Source organism: Romboutsia sp. (assembly GCF_035470145.1).
GTDB lineage: Bacteria > Bacillota > Clostridia > Peptostreptococcales > Peptostreptococcaceae > Romboutsia_D.
Window position 1 is genome coordinate 1 of the sequence record NZ_DATIRC010000389.1, and the last position, 21,846, is coordinate 21,846.

The 21,846-nt window shown below is 33.9% G+C and carries 18 protein-coding genes; all 18 read left to right on the forward strand.

Going from position 1 to position 21,846, the window contains the following annotated elements; genetic code table 11:
- Positions 1–558: 558 nt before the first annotated feature.
- The 18 genes from VLM92_RS15270 to VLM92_RS15355 all read left to right on the forward strand — a co-directional run bounded on the left by VLM92_RS15270 (position 559) and on the right by VLM92_RS15355 (position 21,837).
- Positions 559–1,062 (forward strand): hypothetical protein, encoded by a 504-nt coding sequence (locus VLM92_RS15270; RefSeq protein WP_325277178.1) that lies wholly within the window; start codon positions 559–561, stop codon positions 1,060–1,062.
- Positions 1,063–1,076: 14 nt separating this feature from the next.
- The gene (locus VLM92_RS15275; RefSeq protein WP_325277179.1) at positions 1,077–1,520 is read left to right on the forward strand and encodes a terminase gpP N-terminus-related DNA-binding protein; all 444 of its coding nucleotides are present in this window, start codon (positions 1,077–1,079) and stop codon (positions 1,518–1,520) included.
- A gap of 68 nt (positions 1,521–1,588) precedes the next feature.
- Positions 1,589–3,352 carry a hypothetical protein gene (locus VLM92_RS15280; protein ID WP_325277180.1) on the forward strand — a complete coding sequence of 588 codons (1,764 nt, stop codon included), beginning with the start codon at positions 1,589–1,591 and terminating at the stop codon, positions 3,350–3,352.
- Complete coding sequence (locus VLM92_RS15285) at positions 3,352–3,600, forward strand: DUF2829 domain-containing protein (protein WP_325277181.1); 249 nt, start codon at positions 3,352–3,354, stop codon at positions 3,598–3,600. Before VLM92_RS15280 ends, VLM92_RS15285 begins: the two co-directional genes overlap by 1 nt.
- Positions 3,600–5,672, forward strand: coding sequence for a portal protein (locus VLM92_RS15290; RefSeq protein ID WP_325277182.1), 2,073 nt, complete (start codon positions 3,600–3,602; stop codon positions 5,670–5,672). Before VLM92_RS15285 ends, VLM92_RS15290 begins: the two co-directional genes overlap by 1 nt.
- On the forward strand, positions 5,665–5,859 hold the full coding sequence (locus VLM92_RS15295; RefSeq protein ID WP_325277183.1) for a ribosomal-processing cysteine protease Prp: 195 nt from the start codon (positions 5,665–5,667) through the stop codon (positions 5,857–5,859). The genes VLM92_RS15290 and VLM92_RS15295 overlap by 8 nt, the downstream gene beginning before the upstream one ends.
- A 2-nt stretch (positions 5,860–5,861) precedes the next feature.
- The gene (locus tag VLM92_RS15300) at positions 5,862–6,716 is read left to right on the forward strand and encodes a hypothetical protein (protein WP_325277184.1); all 855 of its coding nucleotides are present in this window, start codon (positions 5,862–5,864) and stop codon (positions 6,714–6,716) included.
- Positions 6,717–6,745: 29 nt separating this feature from the next.
- Entirely contained in the window at positions 6,746–7,732 is a 987-nt protein-coding gene (locus VLM92_RS15305) for a Mu-like prophage major head subunit gpT family protein (RefSeq protein WP_325277185.1), read from the forward strand.
- Positions 7,733–7,799: 67 nt separating this feature from the next.
- Positions 7,800–7,952 (forward strand): hypothetical protein, encoded by a 153-nt coding sequence (locus VLM92_RS15310; protein WP_325277186.1) that lies wholly within the window; start codon positions 7,800–7,802, stop codon positions 7,950–7,952.
- Positions 7,952–8,380, forward strand: coding sequence for a hypothetical protein (locus VLM92_RS15315; RefSeq protein WP_325277187.1), 429 nt, complete (start codon positions 7,952–7,954; stop codon positions 8,378–8,380). Before VLM92_RS15310 ends, VLM92_RS15315 begins: the two co-directional genes overlap by 1 nt.
- The gene (locus tag VLM92_RS15320) at positions 8,370–10,268 is read left to right on the forward strand and encodes a hypothetical protein (RefSeq protein ID WP_325277188.1); all 1,899 of its coding nucleotides are present in this window, start codon (positions 8,370–8,372) and stop codon (positions 10,266–10,268) included. Before VLM92_RS15315 ends, VLM92_RS15320 begins: the two co-directional genes overlap by 11 nt.
- Positions 10,269–10,286: 18 nt before the next feature.
- On the forward strand, positions 10,287–10,691 hold the full coding sequence (locus VLM92_RS15325) for a hypothetical protein (protein WP_325277189.1): 405 nt from the start codon (positions 10,287–10,289) through the stop codon (positions 10,689–10,691).
- A gap of 16 nt (positions 10,692–10,707) precedes the next feature.
- The gene (locus VLM92_RS15330) at positions 10,708–11,070 is read left to right on the forward strand and encodes a hypothetical protein (protein ID WP_325277190.1); all 363 of its coding nucleotides are present in this window, start codon (positions 10,708–10,710) and stop codon (positions 11,068–11,070) included.
- Positions 11,070–13,373, forward strand: coding sequence for a Kelch repeat-containing protein (locus VLM92_RS15335; RefSeq protein ID WP_325277191.1), 2,304 nt, complete (start codon positions 11,070–11,072; stop codon positions 13,371–13,373). Before VLM92_RS15330 ends, VLM92_RS15335 begins: the two co-directional genes overlap by 1 nt.
- A gap of 45 nt (positions 13,374–13,418) precedes the next feature.
- Positions 13,419–14,195: a gp53-like domain-containing protein gene (locus tag VLM92_RS15340; RefSeq protein WP_325277192.1), complete on the forward strand. Its 777-nt coding sequence runs from the start codon at positions 13,419–13,421 to the stop codon at positions 14,193–14,195.
- 14 nt (positions 14,196–14,209) lie between these two features.
- Positions 14,210–14,434, forward strand: coding sequence for a hypothetical protein (locus VLM92_RS15345; protein WP_325277193.1), 225 nt, complete (start codon positions 14,210–14,212; stop codon positions 14,432–14,434).
- A 50-nt stretch (positions 14,435–14,484) separates the two neighbouring features.
- Positions 14,485–16,197, forward strand: a complete 1,713-nt coding sequence (locus VLM92_RS15350) for a hypothetical protein (RefSeq protein ID WP_325277194.1) — start codon at positions 14,485–14,487, stop codon at positions 16,195–16,197.
- Between the two features lie 21 nt (positions 16,198–16,218).
- Complete coding sequence (locus VLM92_RS15355) at positions 16,219–21,837, forward strand: hypothetical protein (RefSeq protein ID WP_325277195.1); 5,619 nt, start codon at positions 16,219–16,221, stop codon at positions 21,835–21,837.
- Positions 21,838–21,846 lie beyond the last annotated feature (9 nt).

Here is a 21,846-nt window from a genome sequence, read left to right on the forward strand (position 1 = left end):
CCCAGGGTGCAAAAGTAGGTTCACTGTGTACCGAAGTACCTATAACCGACCTGCCGAAATATATATTACAGGTAATTTCCGAATCAAAACACGTAAATAGCCGATATATATTTATTGATATGTTTTGGCTTTAGCCAACAAACGAAGGAACTTGTTCCGAAGTGCGTTAGTACTGAACGGTTAAAACCGTTATTATCACATCAAGAGATTTAGTATTTATTTGATAAGTAATTAGGTGTCTAAATAGTTACAAAAAGGTTACAATATACAATTGGTAAAAACTTTTTCTTGACAAAACCAAAAAAGGTGTGATACTCTTTAATAGGGGGTTTTAAATACGTGTTGAAAACACGTCGATAAAAAACACAAAAACATAAAGGGAGCTAAAGCTCCCAGGTTTCCTAACGGAAACAAGATAATAAGGATAAATACAAATCCAAACATAAAACACCTAACAACCCTCTAAACGTGATGCCGAAGGCATAACGTGTATAACACATAACAGATGCATAAGTTTAATATCCCTTTGTAATATAAAAACATGGAAGGTGATATAATATGATAGAATTAAAAATAAACTTCAAACATTTCAAACTAGAAATGGTTATCGGTGCTAATAAACCTTGGTTTACAAAAGCTCTTGCTAACAAAGAAGAACAAATAGAGACTGGGATAGAAACGCCGATACACACACATCAAGATGAAGAAGAAATACACATCAAAAAAACACATATCTCTGAAATCGCAAAAAAATATCAAACAGAACTTAATACTAATCAAGCTTTCCCTCCTAAAGACTTTACACCTCCGTCTAAAGCTTTGGATGAAATACATAATAAAAATAGGTCAGATGTTTCCTCCTTTACGTCTGACTCTATTTTTTTACATGAAAATGGGTTGTATGAAATAGGGAATGAAAATGATGATAAGTTAGGTACTACATTTGATGATTTTCCTGATGTAGAGATAATAGATGATGATTACGAAACAAGATTAGCAAAGAGTGTTAAACTTATGAACCAAAGATATGCTACATACAAAGAAACACATGATATTGATTAATAGGGGTGGTAGGTATGAGTAATGAAGTAATACAATACGATATAACTTCCCTTACACAAGTGCAACAAAGATTTATACACCTGTATTTAACAGGTCAATATAAAAATAATCAGTTAGCACAATTATTAGATATACACGAAAATACTATATACTCATGGTTAAAACGTGAAGATGTAAAGGGTATAATATCGGAGTTTCAAAAAGCAGAGCATGAACAGGTTGAAAACAACCTCAAATCAATGCGTATGAAGGCTATGGCTAGAATGGGTGATTTAATGGATAGCCCAATAGATGGTGTAGCTTTACAAGCCTGTAAAGACGTATTAGATAGAACAGGTCACAAGGCTAAGCAAGAGGTTAAGGTTGAAAAAACTGTTAAAACGTTTGAAATGCAAATCAATGAGTTAGCAGATAAATTTATAGATATAAGTGATTTTGAGGTGATGGATGGTGAATAACACATATCAAATGGTGTTTTTAATACTATTATTAGCGCTTGCCTTCATCATTAATGAGGTGATAGACCATGGCTAAACAAATGACTAAACAAGAACTATTCATGTATAAGGTAAGAAATGATAGACCATGGTTTATGAAGAACTTCCTTAAAATACGTGATAAAAATGCAAACCTTATAGACTTCAAGATAAACAAGGCACAAGAGGCGTTTGAAGAAGAATTAAAAAAATGCGAAAAAGAAGGTAAATTAAAACGTTTTATAATCCTTAAAGCACGTCAAATGGGATTTAGTACTTTTACGGAAGGACTAATATATCACGATACATCAACAAGCCCTCTTAAAACGTCAATGATAATAGCACATGAAGATAGCGCATCACAAAACTTATTTAACATGTCTAAACTTTTCTACGAAGAAATGCCTGATATACTTAAACCTATGAAAAAGTATGCAAATGGTAAAGTATTATCCTTTGAAAACCCTACAACAGATGATAGGGAGAAAAAAGAGAACCCTGGGCTAAGAAGTAAAATTACCGTATCAACAGCAGGTACAGTTGAGGTTGGTCGTTCAGGTACAATACATAATATACATGCCTCGGAAGTAGCATTCTTCCCTGATGCCAAGACTACTATGCTTGGACTATTGCAATGTGTGCCTGATGCAAACAACACTTTAGTTGTGCTAGAGAGTACTGCAAATGGTATAGGTGGGTATTTCTATGAACAATGGCAAATGGCTGTTAAAGGTGATAGCGATTTTATACCTTTATTTTACCCTTGGTTCTTTGACCCATCATACAAAAAGAACTTTATTACTGATGAACAAAGAGAAGAGTTTATGAACGAAGTAAATTCAACTACATTTGATGAGAAGGGTAATAAAGTCCACACAGAAGAATACAATTTAATGAAAGAACATTGTTTAACATATGAACAGTTGTTTTGGCGTAAATGGGCTATTAGAAACAAATGCCAAGGTGACTTAGAGTTGTTTAGGCAAGAGTACCCTTCAACTCCTGAAGAGGCATTTATCGCATCAGGTAGACCAGTATTTGACATAGGAGCTTTAAGAAAATACTTACAAGCTACAAAAGAACCTACACGTGGCTATTTACGTGATGTAGGTGGTAAAGTAGAGTTTGTAAAAGATGATAAAGGATATTTACATGTGTTTGATTTCCCTGAACCTGGTAAGTACTATGCAATAGGTGCAGACGTTGCAGAGGGGAAAGCAGATGGTGACTACAGTGTTGGTATGGTAGGTAGTGATGATTTTAAGCTACATTGTATGTGGTATGGTCACATTGACCCTGACTTATTTGGAGTAGAACTAGTTAAACTTGCTAAGTTTTATAACCAGGCATACTTAGGCGTAGAAAACAATAACCACGGTTTAGCAACGCTTAAAGCAATTCAAAAAGAAGAATATTGGAATTTATATTTTGCTAAAACTTATGATAGGATAGCAGATAAGATTACACAAAAATTAGGATGGAATACTAACACTAAAACAAAACCTCTTATGATAGATAAGTTAAGAGAGTTTGTAAGGGAAATGTATTTAGATATACCTTCAAAACTTGTAATATCGGAATTATTAAGTTATATTATATGTGATGATGGTAGTACAAATGCTCAACAAGGTTCTCACGATGATACTGTAATGAGTTTAGCGATAATGTTACAGATGCTACTTGAAGGTAAGGGCGATAATTACGAACCTGTTGTAGTTGATGAAAACGGAAGAAGAAGAACAGTAAATGAATATGATGAAGATATAGTCGACCCTTTATTTGATGGGGATGGCGAGGAAGAGGTGGCGCAATGATGAAATATGGTCAAGCGATAGAAGAATTATTGTTAGGTAAAAAACTTACTAGAACAGGGTGGAATGGTGCAGGATTATACATATTCTATGTTGAAGGGTTTAGAACATCTGATTACTCATCAATAACAGGTAATGCTGAAAGCGCAGTTAGACCATTTATAATGATGTCTAGCGTTGATGAGACATTAGTGCCTTGGTTAGCAACTCAAAGTGATGTACTAGCAGGGGATTGGATGGTGGTTGAATAATGGGGAAACCATATACACCTACTCCACAAGAGCAAAAGCTTTGTGAGTGGGCAAATACAAAATTCAAACAATCTTATGTTGCTAAAGCTCCTATAATGGAAGAGTGGAAAACATATGAAAGTGCTTATAATGGTGAACACTTTAAAAACGAAAGTAGACCTGATTACAAATCAAATCAAATAACAAATCATATATTCTCAACAATAGAATCTATAAGACCTATAATGACAGATAATGACCCTAAATTCTTAACAATACCAACTACGCCTGATGGAAATGCAGTAGCAAGTGATATACAGGTGGCACTTGATTATGAGTGGAATAGAGAGGCTATGAGTTTAAAACTTACTACACAACTTTTACCTATGCTTATATATGGTACTTGTTGTTGGTTTATACCTTGGGATGCTAAAAAAGGTGACATGGGAGAAGTATCATGTAAAGCAGTTAATCCTTTTAATATATTCCCTGACCCATTAGCACAAAATGTAGAAGATGCAGAATACATAATATATGCTACATATAAACATGCAAACCAATTAAAAAAGGCGTTTCCTGACAAAGCAGATGCATTTGTTGGTAGCAATATAACACATAGTGAATTAGTTGCAGATAGAGATAAGGATGCAATAGGTGAGCAAAATCAAATACTTGTCCTTGAGATGTGGTTTAGAGATTGGGCTACTGTTGAAGAAATAGAAGATGAAAAAGGAAACAAAGCTAAGATGCAAAAATATCCTAACGGTAGAGTTTTAACATGTTGTCCTGATATTGGTGTTGTACTTAGTGATAAAAAAAACCCTTACAAAGATGGTAAATTCCCATTCTTATTTATGAAAGATTACGAAGTACCTTTTGAGTTTTGGGGAAAAGGTGAGGTAGAACAAATATTATCACCTCAAATATATATGAACGAACTTACAAATCAAATAATAGACAATGCTAAGTCTACTGCAAATATGCCTTGGATAATAGATAAAAACTGTGGTATATCTCCTGGTAAACTTACAAATAGACCAGGACTTGTAATACGTAAAAACCCTGGTACAGAAGTTGGTAGACCTACTCCACCTTCAATGCCTGTATATGTTAGAGATAGTATAGAAGTTATGAAAAAAGATATACAAGATGTTAGTGGTGTTTTTGATTCACTTAAAGGTGAAAAACAAAGTGGAGTTGTGGCGGCACAAGCGATTATGGCACTCCAAGAGGCATCACAAGCACGTATTAGATTAAAGATAAAGATAATGGAGTTTTACCTTGGAGAACTTGCTACAATGTGGTACTCACGTATGCAACAGTTTTGGAAATTTAATAAGTGGGTTAGAGTTACTGATATTGAAAACAATGTAGAGTTCAAGGAGATAACACCTGAGATACTTAAAAATGATTTTGATATAAGAATAAGTGCAGGCTCTACTATGCCTACTAATAAAAACGCTCAACTTGATTTGTTAATAAGACTTGCTCAAACAACTGCCGAGGATGGTATGCCTATGGTTGATAGAAAGGCGATACTTGATTTCCTACCTAATGTTGATAAAAAGGCTATTATAAATCGTTTTGATGAGATGAAAGCTATGCAACAACAAGAGGCTCAAGCTCAACAACAACAACAAGCACAAATGCAACAAGCGCAACAAGTAGGTGAACAACAAGTTCAAACAATTCAAGAAAGCTTACAAGGTTTATCACAAGCTATACAAATGATAAATAAGCAAGTTGATGAGTTGGTTGCAGATAAAGAAAACAAAGAGCAACAGGGCAAAGAAGAAGAGATAGAAAATAAAGGATATGAACGTGGTATAAAAGAAACTGAACAAGCTATGAAACAACCTGTTAACGATGAACAAGAAATACCACAGGAAGAAATGATTCCTAATGAAGAACAAGTGGAAATGACACCTGAACAAATAGATGCAGACCCTAATGTTAATACTGGTCAATTACCAATACAAGCACTTCAAGAATTACAACAAATGTCACCTGAGGAATTGCAAGCATTAATACAAGAATACCCTGAATTACTTGAGATGTTAAAATCTGATATGGGTGGTGCTATGAATGGTTAACATAGTTGTTCATAAGAAAAGTGGTAAAGTAACTATTGATATGGAAGGTCATGCAGGACACGGTAAGCCAGGTGAAGATATAGTTTGTGCAGGCGTATCTGCTATAATACAATCTGCTTTACTTGGGCTTGAAGAGATAAGTAAAAATTATCCTGAACACGTTAGATATATTGAAGGGGGAAAATAAAAATGAAAATAAACAAAATGAATTTACAACTATTTGGACACGTAGATTATGGAACAAGTGATTTTTTCACACAAGCTTTTTCAGAAATGTATACAGAAGGTGATAATGTCAATAATACAGATACAGAAGTGCCTTCTGAGCCTCTAGGAGCGACTGAGAGCAATCCTAGTAACCAGGTTGATGAAATACCTGATGAAGATATTCAATCTACTCCTGATGTCGAAGAAACGCCTTCTGATGATACTGCCAATCAAGAGGTTTCACACCTAACAAGAGAAGAGATGCTAGAGGCAATTAAAGCCACTCAACAAGAGCCTGTCTTAGATGAAGAAACTCAACAAGCATTAGAGCTAATGAGTTACCTAAAAGAAAACCCACACTTAATACAAGCTATGAGAGAAATAAATCCTGATGCACATCAAACACTAAACAACTATGTTCCTGATGAAATGACAAAAAAAATACAACAATTTGAAGAGTTCATGATTGAACAACAATATCAAGCTGTTGTAAAGGATATGCAAACTAAATACCCTGATTATGATGCAGATAAAGTATTAGAGTTTGCAGAAAAACATGAAATAAATGATTTAGAGGTTGCTTACAAGGCTTTAAGAGCAGATGATAAACCTTCTATTGATGTGGAAACTGAGCGTGCTAAAATACGTGAAGAAATAAGAGCAGAAATACTTAAAGAATTAAAAGAAACAGAAACTAACACTTCATCTATCGTAGGAACAGGTGGAACAGTCCCACAAGTGCAAAATAGTGATGTATTATCACATCAAGAGAAAAAGGTTGCAATGGCTATGGGAATGTCACCTACTGAATACGCTAAATGGCGTGATGGTAAATAAATAACATAATTGAAAGGATGATAAAAAGAATGATAAAAGTTGAAAAAATGAACTTACAATTATTCGGTACTGTTACACCAGTTGACCCAACTACTAGTAACACGCATATATCGGATAACTTTGGTAAGTTACTAGAACCAGGATTAAGAAAAATATTCTTTGAAACTTACCAAGAAATACCTGAGCAATTTTCAAAGGTATTTAACGTAAACACTTCAAGTAAAGCTAAAGAAGTAGATTATGGATTAGGAGCATTTGGTGATTGGACTGCGAGAGCTACAAACCTTTCTCCAGTTGATTACAAAACTTTAGACCCAGGTTTAGAGAGAGTATATACTCACAAGGCATTCACTCAAGGTTTCATGATTGAAAGAGAGTTATATGACGATGAGCAATACAAACAAATACAAAAGTTCCCTAAAGCTATGGCTAGGTCAGGTAGAGCATCTGTTGAAAAGAATGCCTTCACATTATTCGTTGATGGGTTCACTACAAATGGATATGATGGTAAAGCATTATTCGCAGTAGACCATCCACTTTTAAACTCTGCTAATGTAGGTTCAAACTTAGTAGTAGGTGAATTAAGTAGAGATACTTTACAAACTGCTATACAAATGATGAGAGAGATACCTGATGAGGCTGGTAACTTAATACAATTCAAAGCAGATAAATTATTAGTACCTCCTGCATTAGAAGATACTGCTAGAAGAATATTACATTCTACTTTAGTATCAGGTGGAGACTTAAACGATACAAACGAATACTTAACTAGACAAGATATTAAGATAGAAGTTTTAGACTACTTAGGGTCTGTTGCAGGTGGCTCTGATACTGCTTGGTTCTTACAAGATAGTAAAAGACATGAACTTAACTTCTTCTGGAGAAAGAAATTTGAATTTAAATGGGAAGAAGATTTCGATACTTTCGTTTCTAAATACAGAGGGTATTGCAGATATTCTTATGGTTACTCTGATTGGAGAGGTATCATAGGTTCAACAGGTATAAATCCTATTTAATAATCTATAAAAATCTAAAGGGGTGGGAACTTAATCCCACTCTTTTTTAATAGAGGTGAAGAAAAAAATGAACATGGAAGAAAAACAAATGCTTTTCATGTTAGCTCAAACTCAACACATTATAATAGAGCAATTAAATAGTATTATTGATGTGCTAGGTGAAAAACTCGACATACCTGTTGAGGGTGGGCAAATGAAAATAGAAGTAGGTGATGAATAATGCAGTTGGCACAAATAATAAACAGGGTAAGAGCCTATACGAGAGATACAACAGGTTCTCTTTTCGTAGAAGGTGATGTTACAAGCTTTATAAACGAAGGTGTTGATAGGTTTAGGCGAATCAAAGAATTAGAAAATATGGTGTATCTTCAAACAAACACACAAGAACCTATACTGCTCCCTATACAATTCCATTACTTACTTGCAATATACTCTGCTAGTAGGTGTTTTACACAAGACGAACAACACAACTCTGCACAATTATTTATGAGTGAGTTTGAAAACAAAATGTTTGAACTTGAAAGAGATATAAAGAATGGCTCTGTAATCATAAAGGATAAAGATGGCGAAATAGTTGTTTCAACAGATATTGATGATGCAGTAAAGGATGTTTATTTTGCAAGGAGTGATATAGAGGATGTGGAATAAAGATATAAAATTCAAAGACCCTGTGAGACAAAACTTCATGATACGTGATTTTACAGGTGGTATATGTAATACCAAATCACCTCTAAGGCTAAGAGACAATCAATGCCTTGATATGTTGAATATATGCTTTGACCAAGAAGGCGTGTTAAGAAAAAGAAGTGGCGTAAAAGATAGTAATGATGCTCCAATAAGTGTTGATGTTGGTAATGAAACGCTCTTAAACGCTTTTATACTAGAGCCAAATCCTAATGAGTATGGGTATTTAGTACACACTACTGGTGGGTTCATATATTACACTGCCAACCCTGATGATTACGGTGATGCTAATAGAAAGTTCATACCTTGGAATAGAACAAATACGTACCAACCTATTAGTGGGGTGCAATTTCTTAACAAGTTTTATTTTGTAGATGGTGGTTTAAGTATTATGTATTTTGATTTGAATGAATTAGAAACATTGGAAGAACCTAATTTTTATCATATAATAAAACCACCAAGTGGCTTTACGCCTACTCCTAAACCTGCTACAAAAGGCGTGACAAATCAAGCAATTGTTAGTGGTGAAACATATCCTCATATAAATATATGGTATGAACCTTGCGAATCTGAACTTGAAGATGGTTTTAAAGGTAGTAATATGTGTGAAGTTAAACCAACTTTTATAAAGGTTCATGGGGATAGATTATATCTTGCAGGTAATAAAGATGACCCTAATATGGTTTACATATCAGATATTTTAAATCCTTTATATCTACCTGCTAGTTTACCTATACAAACACCTCCTGTTGGAGATAGGATAACAGGGTTACACGTATTCTCTGATAGCTTAGTGATAGGTCGTAGAGATAGTGTTTATGTTTTATTTGGTGATACAAATAGACTTGATGTGGGTACACCTTATGTTTTAAGACAAATAAATACACACACAGGGATAGCAAATCAAAACTGTACCAACATAGTTAACGATTATTTGTTTTACGTAGGTACAAATGGTCAATGCTATAAAATGCAAACTACTAAATCCGACATATCTAGGCTTACTACAACTCAATTAAATTTAGATTTTGATTTTACACTTCCCCCACTTGCTTTATCTGTTGATGAGATAAGGGCATGTCACACAGGTTTTAATCCAGTTGACAATGAATGGTATGTACAATTAGGTGAACACACTGTTGTTTATAATTACAAACTTATGGCTTGGACGCGCTACAATAATATTGATAACACATGTTTTATTACCATAGACAATAAATTTTATATAGTTGGTAAAGATGGTGCTTTTAATATCTTTGATAGTGAAATAAATTATGATGTTTTAAGCCTTCAACAAACTTTGAATATACCTATAGCTTGTTATTGGAAAAGTAAAACAATAGATTTTGGAACACCAACACGAATCAAACAAATCAGAGATACTTATTTGGTATCTGAAAGTTGGGGTGATTTTGTTTCTGATATAGAAGTGAAATATGAAATAGACTATGTGGAAATCACTAAAAAACAAAGTGTACAAAACGAAGTTGCACTTTGGAATAAAGCTATATTCGGCAAAACAACTTTTATATCTGATAATATAGTTCGTTCATTACCTATAATGGTTGGTAGGCGTGGTAGGACGTTTGGCATTGAAATAAAAGCTCCTTATGAGTATTGTGGCATATTTAATGATATACCTAGTGTTTTTGATACTAACAACATGGATGTTGGTTCTTTAATTTATTTAAAAGATGCAATAGATGGTAGTCCTGATTCTTGGTATATAAAAACTGAGTATAATCTTGAAAAAGGTACGTATTGGGATAAGGTTGATGATATAACGTATTATTTTCAACCGATGAAGATTTATGAATTAAGTGGGACGTATGAATTAAAAGGTTATAGATAAAAGAAAGATGGTGATAACATGTATAATATTGAAACTAGAAAAATAAACATTCCTTTTACAAACTTTATAGCAGGAACAGTAATATCTCCTTCTCAAATGAACACTAACTTTGATGAGGTAGAGTATTGTTTCAATGAACTTTACGAAGATTTATCTGCCTTTGTTGGCGATGTATATACTAAATTACAAGCAGATTCAAATATTTCAGGTGCAATAAACTCTCTTAGAGATGAGTTAAATGCCAATATAAATACTGTAGACGTTGATTTGACTGCATCAATAAATAACACTTACAATTCTTTTTTACGTATTACTGATTCTGAAATATTAGGTGTGCTAACAGAAGTTCCAATCGAAGTTCCAGTTGCAACATATATTACCAGTGAACAAATAACAAATATATTAGAAGGAATTACAATATAGGGTGGTGGTATAAAATATGGTTATACAATTTAATAATAAAAAATATTTAGATGTTGATGGTTTAAAAAAATACAACTCTCTTATCCAAGGAAAAGTAAACAATTTACTTGTTGAACATACGCAACTCGTTAACTCAATAGTTGACAAACTTATTGTGGATGATACAAATATGTTGGCAAGTGAAACTACTCGTCAAAGTAATGAAACTACTCGTCAAAGTAATGAACAAAATAGAGTTTCCACGTTTGCTACATATCAAGTAAAAATAGATGATTTAGATGTGAAGATGGTTGACCTAGAGAGTTTAATCACAGATGGTAACTCTTTAATCAATAGCCTCAACACTATTTTAGATGATATTAATGGGGTGATAGTATAATGGGTATTGCAGATAAATTAAATCTTTTAATAAGTACAAAGAGTAATATAAAACAAGCTATAATTGACAAAGGCGTTAGTGTTCCTGATAACACTGCATTTGGTACTTATCCTGAGCTAATAAACTCAATATCAGGTGGCAACCCTGATGATGGCTTGGTGCATACCGATGCTACATTTGAAGGTGAAATACTCCAAATGAAATGTACAACAGGTGGTTTTACCAAAAACCTAAATATCTCATCAATAGCTCCTGTTGGAAAACCTGCTGTAGAGGGCTATGTTTTGCCTATGAAAATAAACAACACCTTAACTCCTTCTACTAGCCCTTTATATAAAGAATACTCAGTTGATTTGCCAATACCTTACCCTTTATATGGTCAAGAGGACAGAGGTGTTGCTACAAAAAATGAATTACGTTATAACGATTCAACGCCTGGCTTTGAATTCGTAAGACGTGTTGCTTTAGTTGGTGAAGATAACACTTGGGGGTCGGTAGAATCTGCAAACATGGTTACCTCTCGTTGTTGGGCTGGTAGTACAGAAGTTGGTGGTAAAATATATGTAGTAGGTGGGTATAACAGTTCTAACTTGAATAAAAATGAGTGTTATGACCCTGCATTAAATACATGGATTACGCTTACGCCAGTTACAACTGCTAGAAGAGAATTATCTTGTGCTAGTTATGACGGTAAAGTATATGCAATAGGTGGGTATACAAATACTTATTTAAACACAATAGAGTGCTATGATATTACGAGTAATACATGGAGCACAAAAACCCCTATGCCAACTGCTAGACAAGGTGCGACTGCTACTACTGTTGGTGATAAGATATATTGTATAGGTGGAAATTTAGGTGCTGTGACCAACAAAGTAGAAGTTTATGACCCTATCAATGACACTTGGGAAACAAAAACACCTTGTCCAACTGGTATATATAGACATGGTGCAGTTGCAATCGGTACTAAAATATACTGCATTGGTGGGACAATTAATGGTGCTACCTTTGTTGATTCGACTTATTGTTATGATACTGTAGCAGATAGTTGGGAGCTACTTACAAACATAACTACTCCACGTCAAGAATTGTGTTGTGCTACTTACAACAATAAGATATATGCAATAGGTGGAAATGAACTTATGAGTGGGTATTCGATTTCTGATAAGGTTGAGATATATGACCCATCAACAGATACATGGAGCACAGGTGCATCTTTACCTACTGCTAGGTATAGGTTATCGGTTCAAGTAGCAGATGGTAGGATGGCTTGCATAGGTGGTTATACTTCAACAAGTATTGTTAATAAAACAGAGGTGTTTGATGCCCTTACTGGCAAGTGGTTAATAAACCCTGTGTTACCTACTGCTAGACAACAACTTGGGTGTGTTAGTATTGGTAATAAAATATATTGTATAGGTGGTAGTACTGGCTCTGTATCAAATAAAAACGAATGTCTTGATATATCTACTAATGCGTGGGAAACACTTACGAATATTACTACTGCAAGATATTTACTTGGCGTTGTTACTGTTGAGGGTAAAATATATGCAATAGGTGGGTACAATGGTTCTATACTTGGTACAAATGAGTGTTATGACCCTAATGCCAACGCATGGTCTACCCTTGCTGTTATGCCTACTGCAAGAAAAGCACTTGGTGTTTCTGTTGTAGGGAGTAAAATATATTGTATAGGTGGTTTCACAACTACTTATACAAATGTTGTAGAATGTTATGATACACTAACTAACACTTGGGAAACACTCGCACCTATGCCTACTGCAAGACAAGATTTCTTATGTGTATCCATTGATGAGAAAATATATTGTATAGGTGGTACTACTGGCTCTGTATCATCTAAAGTAGAGTGTTATAACACATCAACAAACACATGGGAAACACTTACTAATTTACCTTTGGCAAGGACTGCGCTTGGTGGCGGGGTTGTAAATGGTAAAATATATGCAATAGGTGGATATACAAATACTGCAACCAACCAACATGATTGTTATGACCCATTAACAAATACATGGGATGCAAAAGCAAGTATGCCTACTGCTAGATACCAATTTGGTAGTACCATGGTAAATGGATTAATATATTGTATAGGTGGCTACAACGGTTCTATCCAATCAAAAATAGAACCATATGATGCAATAAATATTGCTCCTGTTGTTGAAGAGATAATACCTTTGGTTGGTGATTACAACCTTCCTGTAACGGTGCATAATTGCAACATGTATATATGTGGTTACCCTGGTGGTACTATAAAGTGTGATGTAGAGGTTAGTTACGAACAATAAAACTAAAGGTGCTTTATTGCACCTTTAAAGAAAGGGTGATTAAATATGAGTACATTAACAACAGAAGAAAAAGCTTTGGTTCACGCTAAAGCCCTACAGGAATACAATATTGGGTTTGTGGCTAAACACATAGACCCTATCAATACTGACTTATCAAAAGTCTTTGGAGATGTAGAGGGTGCTAAAAACGGTATAGATGATAACTTAAAAGTCTCTCTTGATGAGCAATACGCAAGAAAAGATAGTATAAATGTAATGAGTGAAAGTTTTTATATTGGAGACGATACATCACCTGATTATAAGGCATATCATGTAAATAGAAATTCAGGTGGTTTTCAATGCCAAGCTAAATTTGGTGTAAGTAATCCCAATATACCAGGCGTAGGTATACTTTACACTAAAGATGGCGTAGAACAAAATGCCGTTTATTTAAATGAAAACGCAATGTTTGTTAAGAATGGTTCTACAACAGATGTTGGTACTACTACCAATTCTTTTAAAGATATTTGGTTAGGTTCAAGGTCTATCAGTTCAACAGGGTATTGCAAACTTCCAAATGGAATGATAATGCAGTGGGGTAACAGGACACTTCCTAATGGTGGAACTCCTAACACAACTGAGGAAATATCTTTCCCAATAGCTTTCCCTACTCAATGTGTGCATGTTTCTGCCGACAATGGAAGAAGTAGTAACTCTTGGTATGACTTATGCATGACTGCCGTTGCAGTGAGCAATAGTGCCGTTAGATTGCATTGTAAGACCATATCAAATACAAATATATTAGGTACATTGACTTGCACATGGTTTGCAATAGGATATTAAGGGGGTGTTGAAATATGAATTATATATTAGGCTTACTTGAGAACGATGTATTTGATGGGTTCTATGTAGAGGGCATACACAATGTTTTCCCTACTAACTGCATAACAATAGACGTACAACTATACGAGTACTTGCTTGACGTTGGCGTGTTTAGATTGCTTGCAGAAAAAGAAGATAAAGTATATACTTTAGATGATAAGGAAAAATTTGAGAAAATCAATTCAATAGATGGAATTTAATAAAAAGGGTGTAGTAATGCACCCCTTAAAGAAAGAGAGGTAAATAAATAATGGCTACTTTAGATACAAAAAAGAAGATAGTTACACAAGCTAACAACGCGTTAGCACCACAAGTGACACCTACGACAAATCCTAACCCCACATCAATAAATACTGGGATAAAAACAACTTCAACAAACACTTCGTCTATCACAACTCCTAAGATAAATCAATATTCTGCTCCTTCAACTGCTAGTCCTACTACTACAACTACTAACAAAACAACTGCACCAAAATCTAACATTGTACTACCTACCATACCAAAAGGTAGTATAGCAGAGAAATATAAGCCTACTATTGATGAGATACAAAAACAACGTGTCGAGCAACTTACAAAAGAATACGAGGCTATGTTAAAACAAATTGAAGGTGGATATGATAACACAAAGAAAGAATATGAACTTGATAAAACTGGCGTCAACAACAACTTTAACACATCAAAGGAAGATTTAGGTGATGCGCTATACAACCAACACGAACAATTAAATGTATCAGGTGCGAATCGTGGAATAAATTATTCTCCACAAGCATTAGGGCTTGAGCAGGTTAACAATATAGGGTACAACAAAAACCTTACTAAACTTATGGAACAAAAGAATCAACTTTTATCTGAGATAGATATGAAGATAGCAAACCTTGGAACAGAAAGATTGAACACATTGAGTAAACTACAAACAGAACTACAAGGCAACCTTTCAGGTGTAGACCAAGATTATATGGATAGAATGATGGAACTTATTATGATGGGCAACGATTCAGGTGGTAGCTCAAGTGGTAGTTCGGGTAGTGGCTCAGGTAGTGGATATGGTGGGTGGTCAAATTACTACACTCCAAATTGGGTAGATTACTCTAAGGGATATAACACAGTAAGTGATGCTAGTGCTTATGACAATAGCGTACTTAACGCAGGTATTGATGAATATAAGCAAGCATCTACTGATGCATACAACAACATATCAAGAACTGATACTACACCTACTTTAAACAATTACTTTGATATGAGTTCTTTATACAAAGATACTATGGATTTATACGATGGAGCTTTCGATGGTGCTCCTAAAGAATATATTGATGAGGTAAACAAAACAAAACAAATAGCAGACAATCATTTATTTAACAGAGCTAGAGCCAATTCAACAAATACTCCATACAAAGCAGGTGACACATATATAACTCCTGCTCTACCTTGGAACGATAAAACAATAGATAAAAACAAAGCATATGGAGAAGTTATATCTCAAGCTAGAAAAGAAAATGGATTAGGTGATTTTAGAGCAAAGATTGCAAGTAATGCATTTGATATACACGATAGGCTTATGAAGGGCAAAACAACAAGTCAACTAAAATCTTCATACAAACCTAAGACAACTGCTATTGATGAGGAACGTACTTCATCTAATAGAGGTGGTAAGGCAAATGAAAAAACACAAAAAGCGATTTCTAACTCAACTAAAAATACTAAGAAAGCAGTTTCTAATTCTAAGAAAAATACTACCACTTCAAGCAAGAAATCAACTTCTAACTCTAAAAAATCCGTTAAAAAATCCGTATCTAACACTAAAAAATCAGTTTCTAACTCTAAGAAAAACACTAAGAAATCAACTTCCAACTCTAAGAAAAATACTAAAAAATCAGTAGTTAACTCTAAGAAGAACACTAAAAAATCAACTAATAATTCTTGGAACAACCTTAAAAAGAATGTAAAAAAAATATTCCATTTATAAGAAACAAGGGGGAGAAAAACAATGCCTAGTTTATATGACAAAGCACAGAAAAAGAAAAAACAAACAACTAAAGCACCTAAGAAACAAGTGCAACAAGTTAAAAAATACGTTGAGAGAGATTATAAGAAGAATTATTATTCATCAGGTAATATGGTCAAGGATAGGATGAATAACCAACAACACTTTAACTCACAACCTGAAAACCCTAAGTATAAAGCACAAAACGCATTACTTAATGATAGTAGCAGATATTTAACAGGTGGTAGAGCACATTGGAAAATAGGATATGATGTTAAAGATGCTAACGGTAATAAAACTGGTGAATATAAACGTGATAAAAAACAAGAGAGAAAATATTATGATGCTAAGTTTATAAAAAACGCAGGTACTCACAATATGCAACACACATCACAAGAATCAGGTAAAACTAGAAAAGGTGTAGCATTACTATCTGCCTCTGATATGAAAGAATACAAGCGTAACTTAAATAAATCATGGGGGAAAGATGCTTATGACCTTTCACCTATACACAAAGTAGAGCCTAATGGAAAACAAACTGCACCAATCAAAGAAGGAATTAAACAAGCTAAAAAAGCTAAGACACTTCTAGGTAAAGCAGGAGCAATAGGTGGTGGGTTAGCAGGTGGAGCATTTAACGGTGTTATGGAAGTTGTAGATGCGCTTAACTCACTTAACTATGGTGCTCATGGTTATGCTAGTGGGTTCGTAGAAGGCTTTAACAACGATGGTAAATTGAATCATGGAGAAATACTTAATGCTCTTACTAACGCAGGCAAGAAAGGCTCTAAAGGGCTTAAAGCAGGTCTTACTAGGGATAATGAAGGTAGGTATGGTTTCTACGATACTTTCAAAGCATTTAGTGATGATAAGAAAGAAGATAGAATAAGAAACGGTGAAGTATTTACTGATGCAGATGAAAAAAAACGTCTAGCAAAACTTCAAGCTATGGGTGTTGTTGCAGATATAGGTGGTGCGTTACTTACTGCTAACGCAGGTTCTCTTGGCGCTAAGGGCGCTCAATTAGTTGCCAAAGGCAATAAAATAGGTGGTACTGCACTTAAAGGCTTATCAAATGTTGCTAAAGTAACTGACCTTGGTATTGATTTGCCAATAGCAGATTTATTACGTGGTACAGGTAAAAAGCTTAACGGTTTAAAACCTATTGCTACTAACTTTGATGAGGTAGCACCTAAAATAGCAAGTAAATTAGATGATATGGGTAAAGTATCTAATACACCTGAAAACTTTAAACATATGGTTGATACAGTTGTTCGTGATGTAAATAAACAAAGAGGCGTAAGGAATGTAAGTCATGGTATTAAAATAGGTGGATTTGAAGTAATGTCACCTAAAACAGTACAGAGTATGTCTGAGAGCCATTTAAATGTACCTGGGAGAGCTTTGAATAGTGTTATTGATAAAATACAAGCAAGTCGTAGAGCAAAAGGTTATGCAGGACATACGATGGATAATATGATTAATGATAATGTAAAAAAAGCTATTAACAGTGATAAATTACACTTTGCACCTGGTAATCTTGCAGAAGGTGAAGTTGCTACAGATATGCAATTACTTGCAAGAAAAAACAATGGTACATCGGAAAAAATACAAAGAAGTAACTGGGCAAACAATCAAATATTAAAGCGTAAAATGGGTGTCCAGCCTAAACATAGTATTGTTGATGAGGAAAACTTATTAAAAGCAGAATTAAACAACACTCCATATGAAAGTATACGTAGAGAGCATAGCATGGACAATCAATTCGATAGACAACTTGCAACAGATATATCACCTCATATAGCACCTATCGTAGAAGATAAACCTGCACTTCAAAATGTTATCTCAAGATTGAGAAACCCTAATAAACCTATGAGAATGACTGAACAGGGTTCTGACAACTTCTATGATTACCTAGAAAAGAACAATCCTAATATATACAACAAACTTACAAGCGAATCAAATGAAATAGATGATGTAATAGAAAGTACAACACATAGAAAACCTTTAATAAGCGACAACTATACGAAAACAAATCCTATTGAAAAAGTTCTTAAAGAATCTGAAATACCTGTTAAACAACCTAGTAATACAAAAACAATAAAACACAATGATAAAGCACCTGTATTCAAGAGAAAGTTAACAGAGTTATTTAATCAAAAAGCAGATAAAAACCTTATACTTGAGCAAAAAGCTAATATAGAAAAAATAACAAAACCACTTGCTAAAAATAAGCTTTCTAATAAGGAAAGGGTTAAAGTTGTTAACGAATTAAACAACATGTTCTTTGATGGGCAAGATGTTTTATCATACAATGCCTCTAAAAACGATTTAAACACTCTTAGAGAGCTTTTATACGATGGGTTGGATAATTCATTTAATAACGTACCTGACGTACTTAACAAGCCTTTGGATGAGTTACAGAAGTATATGCAATCTTTAACAGATATAAATTATGGAGCAAAACTACAACAACGTACAAAACAATTCAAAGGAATGACTAAAACAAGTATTGATAATAAGATTAAAGAGTTAAGAAAAATAAAACAACCTACTGTTGCACAAAGAGAAGAAATACGTAAACTTGAAAAAACACAAACTGAAATGCAAGATTGGTGGAAAAAACATAGAGCAATGACACCTGATGAGTGGGAAAAAACATATCCAAGCACTAACCCTGAACTTAAAGGTTACAACGAGGCTCTTGAGGAAAGCGCAATAACTGCTAGTCGTGATAAACTTAAATACGATGATGTTGTAATCGCACCTAAGGGAACTGATGAATATAAACGTCAATTACAAGAATGGAACGAATATAAACATGAGGATATAGGCAACAAAGAAATAAAACAAAAATTAGAACAAAGACGTAATTCAGAGGCTAGATATGATGATGATATAAGAAAAGATTACTCTCAATCACCAAGAGCAGAACAAGAGATGTTAAATGATGTCGGTGAAATGACTATTAAAGAGGGTAAGGATAGAGTTAAAGCCATAAGAAAGCAATTTAATTTACCTGAAACAAAACCTATTAAAGCAAAAATAAAACTTACTAAAGGTCAAAAACTAGGTGATTTACCACCTGTTAAAGAAAACCTAAGACATCTTAGGAGTGCAGTTGAACAAGAGGTGCAACTTAGACATATAAACCCTGAACAACACAAACATGTTAAAGATGGCTTTAAGCAAATCAAAATGGATTATGTAAAAACACTTAGAAACTTAGGTGTACGTGATGAGCAGTATTTCCACAAAGTACAAGCATTAGTAAAAGAACTTGAAGATGCACAATCTAAACCACTTATGAAAATGGACATAACACACCTTTCTCGTAAAATAGCAAATACTTTTGATGAGATAGAAGATAGTGTGCTAGATTATACTGATGAAATAACACCACTTAGCGAAATAACGCCTTTAGATAAGCTCGTAAGGGGTGATAAACCTATTAAAGATGAATTACAAGCATTAATTGGTAGAGCACCTGAGAATGGCTCTGAGAGCGTTAAAAGCATAGATGAGATGATAAATGAATTACCTCGTCATTTAGAGGTGAAATATAGAAATGCAGATTTTGTGTTTGACCCTGATATGGAAGATAACCTAATAAAGGATTGGAAAAAACATAGGATTCCTTCTAATAGTAGTGTAGATATCCCTGAAGATGTACCAAATGCATTTGAAAGATATTTAGAGAAAGATGTTGAAAAACACAACAATTCAAAATCAGATAAAGATTTTGAGCTATCAAAAGAAACTGAGAAGGTGTTAAAACGTAATAAACCAAATAAAAAACAAGTTGATGATACTTTAGCAAAATTAGAACAACGTTTAAAAGATGCAAAAGTTAATAGGGAAACACCTTTAGATAATTTGGTCGATGAAGATGGTGTAATACAAAAACAAAACAAATATCGTAGACCAAAAGGTTACAACAAAAATCTACAAAAACAAATAGATAATGTTGATAAATATGCAGATGAATATGTGCCTGATGGCGATATAAAAACACTTACTCCTGGTGCTAAAAAAGATGTTGAACACATTTTTTCTGATGAGACAAAAGATGCACTAAGAAGAGGTGGAAATTTAAGGGGCAACAAATACATTCCTGATGATATAACAAATAAAGATGTATCATACCTTAAAGAAAAACCTGAATACTCAACTACACACGTTAATGAAGATGGTGAAATCATCGCTAACATAACTGGTAAACCTAGAACTTATGAGGATGAGGTAGCTATTACGAAAGAACAAAAATTAATTGATGAAATATCTAAAGAACAAAATGATTCAACTAGACGTTTCTCTGCTTTTAATGAAAATGAGAAAGATGTTAGAAACACACTTTTATCCATGAACCCAAGTAAAAACACACTTCCTAACAAATCAAATAAAGAATTTAATCCACTTGATATGATACTTAAACCTTATGATGCGTTAACGCGTGAATTTAAAGCAGGTGTAACAAAGAATAACCCAGGATGGCACGGAATGAATGCAATTCAAAATAAAATGAATAGTTCATATGGTATAGGTTCAGATGTGTTTAACAGAACAGATAATAAATACGGTAAAATGGTTGTCGATAACATGAAAGGTCAAAGAGAGTGGTTAGGAATGAAAGTTGGTAAAACACCTAAAACAGATGAAGAACTTTCTAAGATAATGATAAACGATAAGTACTCACTTAAAGATATAAAAGATATAGCTGAGCAAGAGGGACTTGTTGATGATAACTTCTTTAGCGATATGAATGGTAACAAAAACAAAATACTTGATGTGTTACTTCCATCAGGTGATAAGAGTATGTGGAGTGGATTTGGTTTAGATAAACTTGCAAGAACAGAAGAAAACGATAAGATGCACCACCTTATATCTAAACTTAAACAAACTGGTAATAGTGCAGATGCAGTTGATAGTGTTAATAGAACGTTATTTGACTATGATGCTATAACTAAAGGTGAAAAAGAAATAGCAAAGCGTATAATGCCTTTCTACACTTACTACCGTAAAAACATACCACTTCAAATGGAACAATTCGCAAACTCTCCTAGGGCTATGGCAACTTATATGGATGCTAAGAATCAATTTGAAAAAGGTATAGAAGATGAAGATAAACAACGTAGAAATGAGTGGACTGCTAATAGACTACAAGTACCTAATACAACTATGGAAGAAAAGGGTAGACCTGATACAATGTATAATATGATGTACAACCCTTCTACACCTTGGGATTCACTTATGCAACCTCCTACGCCTAATGCAGAGGGTATAAACAACATGCCAAACTACAACCCTTTGTTAGAGGCTATCGGAAGATACTATGGTGCAGGTGAAGATATGTTTGGCAATAGCTATAAAGACAATAATAAAGATATACTTGATGTGTTATACGACCAATACGTAAAACCAACATCAGGTGTAATAGGTAAAACACAAGATATAAAAAATGCTAATTCAAAACAAAATGCAGAGTTAGAAATGTTAAAACTGCTAACAGGTGTTAAGGCAAAATATTACAAATCAAATGATGAATGGAATTTTGATGATAAAGAAGATAAAAAGCCTTACAAATCAACTAAGAAAGAGTTGGTGAAAAAATACAAACGATAAAATACAAAA

Coding starts and splice junctions, on each gene's coding strand:
- VLM92_RS15270 (WP_325277178.1), top strand. CDS start 559: ATGATAGAATTAAAAATAAACTTCAAACATTTCAAACTAGAAATGGTT.
- VLM92_RS15275 (WP_325277179.1), top strand. CDS start 1,077: ATGAGTAATGAAGTAATACAATACGATATAACTTCCCTTACACAAGTG.
- VLM92_RS15280 (WP_325277180.1), top strand. CDS start 1,589: ATGGCTAAACAAATGACTAAACAAGAACTATTCATGTATAAGGTAAGA.
- VLM92_RS15285 (WP_325277181.1), top strand. CDS start 3,352: ATGAAATATGGTCAAGCGATAGAAGAATTATTGTTAGGTAAAAAACTT.
- VLM92_RS15290 (WP_325277182.1), top strand. CDS start 3,600: ATGGGGAAACCATATACACCTACTCCACAAGAGCAAAAGCTTTGTGAG.
- VLM92_RS15295 (WP_325277183.1), top strand. CDS start 5,665: ATGGTTAACATAGTTGTTCATAAGAAAAGTGGTAAAGTAACTATTGAT.
- VLM92_RS15300 (WP_325277184.1), top strand. CDS start 5,862: ATGAAAATAAACAAAATGAATTTACAACTATTTGGACACGTAGATTAT.
- VLM92_RS15305 (WP_325277185.1), top strand. CDS start 6,746: ATGATAAAAGTTGAAAAAATGAACTTACAATTATTCGGTACTGTTACA.
- VLM92_RS15310 (WP_325277186.1), top strand. CDS start 7,800: ATGAACATGGAAGAAAAACAAATGCTTTTCATGTTAGCTCAAACTCAA.
- VLM92_RS15315 (WP_325277187.1), top strand. CDS start 7,952: ATGCAGTTGGCACAAATAATAAACAGGGTAAGAGCCTATACGAGAGAT.
- VLM92_RS15320 (WP_325277188.1), top strand. CDS start 8,370: ATGTGGAATAAAGATATAAAATTCAAAGACCCTGTGAGACAAAACTTC.
- VLM92_RS15325 (WP_325277189.1), top strand. CDS start 10,287: ATGTATAATATTGAAACTAGAAAAATAAACATTCCTTTTACAAACTTT.
- VLM92_RS15330 (WP_325277190.1), top strand. CDS start 10,708: ATGGTTATACAATTTAATAATAAAAAATATTTAGATGTTGATGGTTTA.
- VLM92_RS15335 (WP_325277191.1), top strand. CDS start 11,070: ATGGGTATTGCAGATAAATTAAATCTTTTAATAAGTACAAAGAGTAAT.
- VLM92_RS15340 (WP_325277192.1), top strand. CDS start 13,419: ATGAGTACATTAACAACAGAAGAAAAAGCTTTGGTTCACGCTAAAGCC.
- VLM92_RS15345 (WP_325277193.1), top strand. CDS start 14,210: ATGAATTATATATTAGGCTTACTTGAGAACGATGTATTTGATGGGTTC.
- VLM92_RS15350 (WP_325277194.1), top strand. CDS start 14,485: ATGGCTACTTTAGATACAAAAAAGAAGATAGTTACACAAGCTAACAAC.
- VLM92_RS15355 (WP_325277195.1), top strand. CDS start 16,219: ATGCCTAGTTTATATGACAAAGCACAGAAAAAGAAAAAACAAACAACT.